At 62.4% G+C, this 4,345-nt stretch carries 2 protein-coding genes; both read left to right on the top strand.

The genetic code is table 11. The features are described from left to right. The first annotated feature begins 84 nt into the window (after window positions 1-84). Complete coding sequence (purD, locus tag ACRESD_RS22860) at window positions 85-1,377, top strand: phosphoribosylamine--glycine ligase (RefSeq protein ID WP_431752983.1); 1,293 nt, start codon at window positions 85-87, stop codon at window positions 1,375-1,377. A gap of 106 nt (window positions 1,378-1,483) precedes the next feature. After that, window positions 1,484-4,255 (top strand): response regulator, encoded by a 2,772-nt coding sequence (locus ACRESD_RS22865; protein WP_431752984.1) that lies wholly within the window; start codon window positions 1,484-1,486, stop codon window positions 4,253-4,255. Window positions 4,256-4,345 lie beyond the last annotated feature (90 nt).

Consider the following 4,345-nt stretch of genomic DNA (forward strand, 5'->3'; position numbering starts at 1 on the left):
GTGCCCGCATCGCAGGCAAGCCAGCTCCCACAGAAAAACGACCCACAGTGCTCCCAAGAATTTGCGTCATCCGAGGTTTTTGAAATGAATGTTTTGATCATTGGCAGCGGTGGCCGTGAACACGCCCTGGCCTGGAAAGTTGCCCAGGACCCGCGCGTCCAGAAAGTATTCGTGGCCCCCGGCAACGCCGGCACCGCCATTGAAGCCAAGTGCGAGAACGTCGCCATCGACGTGCTGGCCCTGGAGCAGTTGGCCGACTTCGCCGAGAAGAACGTCTCCCTGACCATCGTTGGCCCGGAAGTGCCGTTGGTGGCCGGCGTCGTGGATCTGTTCCGCAGCCGTGGCCTGGATTGCTTCGGCCCGACCGCCGGTGCTGCCCAGCTGGAAGGCTCCAAAGCCTTCACCAAGGATTTCCTGGCGCGCCACAAGATCCCGACCGCCGACTACCAGAACTTCACCGAGATCGAGCCGGCCTTGGCTTACCTGCGTGAAAAAGGTGCACCGATCGTGATCAAGGCCGACGGCCTGGCCGCCGGCAAGGGCGTGATCGTAGCCATGACGCTGCAGGAAGCCGAAGACGCCGTGCGCGACATGCTCGCTGGCAACGCCTTTGGCGACGCAGGTTCGCGCGTGGTTATCGAGGAGTTCCTCGATGGCGAAGAAGCCAGCTTCATCGTGATGGTCGACGGCAAGAACGTACTGCCGATGGCCACCAGCCAGGATCACAAACGCGTCGGCGACGGCGACACTGGCCCGAACACCGGCGGCATGGGTGCCTACTCCCCTGCCCCGGTGGTCACCAGCGAGGTGCACCAGCGCGTCATGGACCTGGTGATCTGGCCGACCGTGCGCGGCATGGCCGACGAAGGCAACGTGTACACCGGTTTCCTGTACGCCGGCCTGATGATCGACAAAGCTGGCAACCCGAAAGTCATCGAGTTCAACTGCCGCTTCGGCGACCCGGAAACCCAGCCGGTGATGCTGCGTCTGCAATCGAGCCTGGTACTGCTGGTGGAAGCGGCCCTGGCCCAGGCGCTGGACAAGGTTGAAGCACAATGGGACCCACGCCCGAGCGTCGGCATTGTACTGGCGGCCGGTGGTTACCCTGCCGACTACGCCAAGGGCGATGTGATTGAAGGCCTGGACGCGGCTGCTACGCTGGAAGGCAAGGTGTTCCACGCGGGCACCGCGCTCAAGGACGGTAAGGTCGTGACCGCCGGTGGCCGCGTGTTGTGCGCCACCGCCATGGGTGCCAGTGTCGACGCCGCGCAACAACAGGCGTACAAGCTGGCCGCGAAAATCGATTGTAAAGGCTGTTTCTACCGCACAGACATCGGCTACCGCGCCATTGCCCGTGAACGTGGCGAGAACAGCTGAACAGCTACACTATCCGTTCGGTTAGGTAAGGGCCTTCGGCCCTTGCCCTACCCATGTCGCCCCGCGCATAGTTAACCCGTGCATCAACCTACGAAGGGATTTCGCCGTGCGCTGGCTCAGGATCGCCATAGGTTTCACAGTCAGTCTGCTGACACTGCTCTGCTTGTTTCCGGCCCAGGCCGCGGCGCAAGGCAGTGGTTGGGCAGTATTGCTTGATGAACAGGCCGACCTGCAACTGAGCGACATCCGTTCCGCCCGCTACACCAATCAATTCAGCCCCATCGAACTGGACCGGATTACCGCTGCGGAACCGGACGGCGCGTTGTGGGTACGCTTCAAACTGCAACCCGGCAAGCATGAGCAAGTGCTACGGGTGTTCGCCCCGGACCTGTCCCACCTGAGCCTGTACGTGCTGGACGGTGACACGCTGGTAGAACAACAAACCACCGGCACCCGCCAACCCCAGGCGGAACGGCCGCTACCCAGCAGCGACTTCATGCTGCCGATGCCCCAGAGCCAGAAGCCCCTCGATGTCTACCTGCGTCTGGTCTCGGAACACGAACTGCGCCCCTATATCACTCTGGAGCCGGCCGTACTGGCCGCGGCCGACCAGAACCAGACGCTGATCTACGGGCTGCTGTTCGGCGTGTTGTTGATGCTGATCCTGCACAACCTCACGCGGTTCGCCTATCACCGCTCGCGTAGCAGCTTATGGCTGGCCGCCTGCGAGTTCCTGTTGATGCTCAGCCTCGCGCTGTTGCTCAACCTCGTCGGGCCCTGGCTGCCAAACTGGCATGCGGTCCAGACACCGGGGGCCTACCTCGCGCTGCTGCTGACCGCGCCCTGCGGGCTGATGTTTGCCTATCGCTTCTTCATGCCCCTCGGTCCGCACCCGCTGAACAAACTGTTGATGGCCGACATCCTGTTCATCGTGCTGTGCGGCCTGCTGCTGTTGTTCGTCAACACCTTGCCGCTGAACATCATCACCTATGCCTTGGTCGCTCTGGCGGGCTTGAGCATGCTGTTTGTCTCGGCCTATCACTGGCAGAAAGGCTACCGCCCGGCACGCCTGTTCGTGGCGGCCATGGTGGTGTTCAACATCGGTACGCTGATCATCCTGCCCGCCCTGCTCGGCCTGACACTGGTGGCGCCACAGGGTTTGATCGTCACCCTGTTGAGTTTCATCTGCCTCAGTGGCCTGCTGATGAGCCTGGCCCTGGGCGAACGCCAGCGTGCGATTGTTGAAACCCGTTTCAGCCTCAGCCGCGACCTGGCGGCCAGCAATGCCGAAATCGCCGCCAAGGCCGAGTTCCTGGCGAAGATCAGCCACGAAATCCGCACCCCCATGAATGGCGTGCTGGGCATGACCGAACTGCTGCTGGGCACGCCGTTGTCGGTCAAACAACGGGATTACGTGCAGACCATCCACAGCGCCGGGAATGAACTACTCACGCTGATCAACGAGATCCTCGATATCTCCAAACTGGAGTCCGGGCAGATCGAACTGGACGATGTGCAGTTCGACCTCAATGCGCTGATCGACGACTGCCTGAGTATCTTCCGGGCCAAGGCCGAGCAGCAGAACGTCGAGCTGATCAGCTTTATCCAGCCCCAGGTGCCCCGCGTTATCAGCGGCGACCCGACGCGCCTGCGCCAGGCGCTGCTCAGCCTGCTGGAAAACGCCCTGCAAAAAACCGATGAAGGCGAAGTGCTGATCGTCGTCGCCCTGGACGAGCGCAGCACCAAGCCGCGCCTGCGCATTGCCGTACAAGACAGCGGCCTGCCCATGGAAGCCGCCGAGCGCGACGCCCTGCTGCACAGCGAACTGCACAGCAAGAACTTCCTGTCGGCCACCCGTTTAAGTGGTCACTTGGGTCTGGTCATCGCTCGCCAACTGATCCTGCTGATGAACGGCGAGTTCGGCATCAAGAGCGGCAGCCACCAGGGCAGCACGCTGTGGCTGACCCTGCCGCTGGACCCGGAACGCCTGGAACATCCGACCTCCGACCTCGACGGCCCGCTCAAGGATGCACGTGTGTTGGTCGTGGACGACAACGACACCTGCCGCAAAGTGCTGGTCCAGCAATGTTCGGCCTGGGGCCTGAACGTGAGCGCTGTGCCGTCGGGCAAAGAGGCCCTGGCGTTGTTGCGTACCAAGGCGCACCTGCGTGATTACTTCGATGTCGTGCTGCTGGACCAGAACATGCCCGGCATGACCGGCATGCAGCTGGCGGCGAAGATCAAGGAAGACCCGAGCCTGAACCATGACATCCTGCTGATCATGCTCACCGGCATCAGTAACGCACCGAGCAAGATCATCGCGCGCAATTGCGGGATCAAACGCATCCTCGCCAAACCCGTGGCCGGGTACACCCTCAAGACCACCCTGGCCGATGAACTGACCCAGCGCAGCAAAGGTGTGGCCCAACCGCGCCCCGTGCTCAGCGTGCCGGCAGCTGTCACCGTGCCCAGCGACTTCCGCATCCTGGTAGCCGAGGACAACAGCATCTCCACCAAAGTGATTCGGGGCATGCTCGGCAAGCTCAACCTCAACCCCGACACGGCCAGCAACGGCGAAGAGGCACTGGAAGCGATGAAAGCCCAGCGCTACGACCTGGTGTTGATGGACTGTGAAATGCCGATCCTCGATGGCTTCTCCGCGACCCAACAACTGCGCGCGTGGGAAGTCAGCCACCAGCGCATTCGCACACCGGTGGTGGCGCTGACCGCGCACATTCTGTCGGAACACAAAGAGCGCGCGCGACAGGCCGGGATGGACGGGCACATGGCCAAGCCGGTGGAATTGTCACAGTTGCGCGAGCTGGTCGAGTATTGGGTGGCGCAGCGTCAACAGCGCCCGGAACACGCCCCCTCCTGACCTGAAATGCATTCAAATGTGGGAGGGGGCTTGCCCCCGATGGCAGTGTGTCAGCCAACTCATCCGTAGCTGGACCACTGTCATCGGGGG

The sequence above is a fragment of the Pseudomonas sp. genome, from assembly GCF_050739995.1.
Taxonomy (GTDB): Bacteria; Pseudomonadota; Gammaproteobacteria; order Pseudomonadales; family Pseudomonadaceae; genus Aquipseudomonas.